Source organism: Clostridium sp. CAG:43 (assembly GCF_000434655.1).
In the GTDB taxonomy this organism is placed as follows: domain Bacteria; phylum Bacillota; class Clostridia; order Lachnospirales; family Lachnospiraceae; genus Otoolea; species Otoolea fessa.
This window is the reverse complement of sequence record NZ_FR895065.1, coordinates 1-3,993: the sequence shown is the minus strand read 5'-3', so window position 1 is coordinate 3,993 and position 3,993 is coordinate 1. Positions and strand designations below refer to the sequence as shown.

Here is a 3,993-nt window from a genome sequence, read left to right as displayed (position 1 = left end):
GGCGGCAGCAGCTGCTTTCTCAGCAGTTCCGACCAGACCGCCGGCGTACATACCTTCCACATAGAGCGCCGCTGCGCTGTCGGTCAGGGAAATTTTTCCCTTTGCCGCGCCGATCAGGCCGCCCGCCGTTCCCTTTAAAGCGCGGATCCGGTATTTGCTTTCTTCCTCCAGCTTCAGATCGGCTGCTTTTTCTGTGCTGCTTCCCAGCTTATCACGGAAATGATTCTCCGCCAGCGCATCCTGGACGGTCAGACTGCCGCCCTCAAATGTGCCGATCAACGCACCGGCAGAAGCGCTGGTCTGCTCTGCCTGCACCTGTGGATATTCCACCTGCACCTTTTTTATTTCCACCGTTGGCAGCTTTATAGTTCCCCGGGAATCCGTTCCCGGTATCACCGCGCCGATCAAAGCGCCTGCATTCGCCTTCGTCCGGACCACCGGCTGGCAGATCAGCAGGTTTTTAACACTCATATCCTGCGTTACCGTTCCAAACAGTCCGCCCGTCCCATCTACTGCTGTGATTGAACTTGCCGTCGTTTTTCCCACCTGCAGACCATCAATCCGGTATGTATTTCCCTGATAATCCAGTGGATACGGCAGGCTAAGCGGAAGATAGCTTCCCGCCTCCGTGGTATATGTCTGTGCCGTCGGGTTTGTCCGATCTGCATTCGTTTGATCCGTCACCCGGTAGGCAATCGAGATGGTTTCCGCATTCTGATTCAAAAAATTCGAGCCAAATGCCGTATGCAGCTTCGCCACATGTCCGCAGTAACCGCTCTCGTCCGCAGTGTTTTCTCCCGCTTTCCAGGTCAAATCGCTATTCTGCATCGCCGTAACCGTTTTGGATGTAGTCACCGCTCCCGTGTACAGCTGATCCGGATCCCAGCCTGAAACCCGCTCATCCAGATTTTCCAGATGGCGGAAGCTGCCGATCCCCACGCTTCGGTCCGTACCGATCGATGCAAAAAGGCTGCTGCCTGAATCTGTATTGCTTGTCTTAACCTGCGAAAGCGCTTCATTGTTGAAAACCTGCGCGTACACAAAGATATTTTCGCCCGGAATAAAGGAGGCAAAACCTCTTTCATCCTGCTGAAATGTCATATCCGTCTGTGCCGGCTGGTTGAAATCCATAAATTTGAATCCTGTACTTCCGCCCGTGCCGGCTGGCGCCGCTATGTCATCCAGAATGACCTGATACGTTCCATCCGAATCGCCCGAAGTTCCGGACACCTTCGCCACACGCGCCGAACGGCTGGTTTCCGGGGCATTGATCTCGATGTAGCCGGTTGTACCGCTCTTTTCTCCCTTTACAAACAGGCTCAGCGAATGTTCATTTTTATTTGGATCCCCGATTTCCGCATATAAAATATCATCATTCACCAATTTCACTGTCGGTGCCTCGAATTTCTCCACCGGCAGTTCCGGAACTTCCAGATTTCCTGATGCGTAATATCCGATCGGCAGCTTCTGATCCTTATAATTGGAGTTAGCACCCGTAAACCGCTCCCGTTTTCCGGCATCAGACGCCGCCTCCAGAAGTGCCTCGCTTCCGATATCTGTCTGCACAAACTGATAATGATCCGAATACCACACCTCGCGGACCAGTCCTGCCTCCGGATCATAGAAAATAAGATAGCTCCCGTCTGCACGGACAGTCTCATCAATCGATCCAAATGGAAGAAGGCGCTGCCGGATCTCCTCGGTCACATTCGCAGACACCAGCGCTGCCTCACCGCCAGACTCTTCTTGTTCCGATTCAGGCTGCTCTGCCTGTTTCTCCGGCACATAGAGAACCGCGTAGATATTTCCCTCTTTCTCCTCCGCCAGCACTGTATTTTCTACCGAAATTCCCAGCTTTGCCTGCTTTTGATCGTCCGAAAATTCCCCCTGTGCCTCCATATGGAGCAGACGCGGAATCGTCCCATTGGAGACTTCCAATGTCAGATGATTCTGCGCCGCCAGAAAGATCTCCTTCGCTGTCTGATCCATCTCCAGACGGCGGAGCTTTCTCTGATAACGAATCACCGCAACAAAAGAAAGACTGGCAAGAATACCGACAATCGCAATCACCGTCAAAAATTCCGCCAGCGTAAACGCCGCCCTTCTCTTCTGTTTGTTCTGTCTCTTCTGCTCCATCTGTCCTCGTTCCTCTTTTAATTTTATTTCTGATCCAGGTTGACCGCACGCACGATCAGGTTAATCGGCTTTACCACCGCTTTCCGGGAAGTTCCCATCGTATCTTTTTTCCGGTAGATCGCCAGATTTTGAACCGTAAAGCACGCCGTCTCCTCCGAATAGGTATAGCCGTCAAATGCCGTATAATATTCATCCGAGATCGCCGCCTGCGTCAGCAGAGGTATCTTATTATACGCATCATCGTAAGTATAATCCCCATACCATTTTTCAATGCCCGTGCCAGACCAGTCTGTCGCACTAAAGTGCAGCCACAGGTGGCTGTTTCCACTCCGCAAAAGAGGTGTTACCATTTCTCCTGTTTCGGAAGTCCCAGCAGAATTTTTCACTTCCAGCGCATTGGCAAATTCATCGGTCATCAGCTGCGCCGTGAGCGACAGCGCCTGCTCTGCATCTGCCTGATCCTGCGTCCTCTGGTAAACATTTTTTACCATCATCACGCCGCCTCCAAGCACCGTGCCGATCATACCGAGAATCACAATCGCCGCCAGCAGCTCCGTCAGCGTCATACCGTTCTTTGACCGGAGTGTTTTCTGACATACTGAAAAGAGCTTGCAGTGACCCTTGGATGCCGTCTGTTTCTGCTGCCTGCAATGCCTATTTCTGCATCCGCGGCATTCACTTCTCTCCTGTCCCATCTCTGTCTCCTCTATCGGTATCTGTAAAGCAGATCTTGTAAGTTTACCTCTTCCTCTTCTGCATCCGAATCAGCCTGGCTCACATACAGTACGATCGGATACTGTCCCGTCCGGTAATTCGTCTGTGTGCCTGTCTGGTAGGCATTTGACGCCAGGCTTTTCTTCATGCCGCCGGTTCCAGATGCCTCCAGCTCCAGAACATATCTGCCCGACGCCTGTTCCGCTGTCCGGTTGTTCTCCAGCTGATTGCGGCTGTCATAATAGCCCGCCATCTGCTCTTCGCCCTGCTGCAGCATCCTGCCGGACGCCAGAAATGCACTCAGAAACATCGTCATTCCCAGTGCAATCACAAGAACCGATATCAGTACCTCTGTCAGCGTCTCTCCCGCATTGGCACGCAGCTTTCTTCCAGCTGCCCATTCCATTCTACTTATCATCCTGCAGCAGCTCCTTCTCTATTGTTCCGTTCTGCCAGCGGATCGTCGTGATGATGGTCGTCGTCGTGATCGTGTAGGAATCATCGTCATCCGAATCTCCGTCATCGCCCGCTACTGTGACCGTCTCACTCTCGGAGCTATGTGCTGCTTCCAGCTCCAGCCGTTTCTCGCACCGCTCTTCCTTCTTGTCATCCGCCGTTACCGTATCTGAGATAACCGCCTTGATTTTATAATCATCCGTCATCCACAGGCGTACACTGGTCTTTAACGGGTCAATCGTGTTCCCGCTCGTTCCGTCTTTCTTCACTGACAGAGTAAAATCTTTGTACGCTATTTCTTCCTCCGATGCATTCTCCCCGTCTGCCAGCTTCCGATACTCATTATTTCTATAAATATCCACGATCAGTGAATCGAGAACCGCGCTATTCGCACTCTCTGCGCTTGACAAACCTGAATCCGTTCCATAGAATTTTTGCCACGTCGCCTCATTATCCGTGTTTTTCCGGCTGCCGACGTAGTAGCAGTAAAAATCATCCTCATCGTCTTCCTCGTCATCCCGGCTGTCATGCACGATCACTTCCTTGATCTTGACTATATTCTCCGTCTTCTGCAGCTCATCCCGCAGAAATGCCGCCGCCGAGTCCACCGCATACCTCTTCTGGTCCTCCCTCGGCAGGTGGCGGATCTTTCCAGCCGACGCGGAAGCGGACGCCAGAATGATCGAC

At 52.4% G+C, this 3,993-nt stretch carries 4 protein-coding genes (1 of these 4 only partly in view); all 4 read right to left on the bottom strand.

The window, feature by feature from the left end:
• Nucleotides 1-2,136, bottom strand: partial view of a type II secretion system protein gene (locus QVO97_RS05150; protein WP_022359319.1) — the 5' portion only. The gene continues 96 nt to the left of window position 1, outside the view; only the first 2,136 of its 2,232 coding nucleotides appear in the window; its start codon is at nt 2,134-2,136; its stop codon lies off the left edge, out of view.
• Between the two features lie 23 nt (nt 2,137-2,159).
• Nucleotides 2,160-2,831 carry a PulJ/GspJ family protein gene (locus tag QVO97_RS05145; protein ID WP_022359318.1) on the bottom strand — a complete coding sequence of 224 codons (672 nt, stop codon included), beginning with the start codon at nt 2,829-2,831 and terminating at the stop codon, nt 2,160-2,162.
• Between the two features lie 11 nt (nt 2,832-2,842).
• Nucleotides 2,843-3,268, bottom strand: coding sequence for a hypothetical protein (locus QVO97_RS05140; RefSeq protein ID WP_022359317.1), 426 nt, complete (start codon nt 3,266-3,268; stop codon nt 2,843-2,845).
• A partial coding sequence (locus QVO97_RS05135) for a hypothetical protein (RefSeq protein ID WP_288189007.1) occupies nt 3,258-3,993 on the bottom strand: 736 nt, incomplete at its 5' end. The genes QVO97_RS05140 and QVO97_RS05135, both read right to left, overlap by 11 nt.

Bases quoted from the DNA above. Each gene is read 5' to 3' on its own strand.
- QVO97_RS05145 (WP_022359318.1), bottom strand. From the start codon at position 2,831: ATGGGACAGGAGAGAAGTGAATGCCGCGGATGCAGAAATAGGCATTGC.
- QVO97_RS05140 (WP_022359317.1), bottom strand. From the start codon at position 3,268: ATGATAAGTAGAATGGAATGGGCAGCTGGAAGAAAGCTGCGTGCCAAT.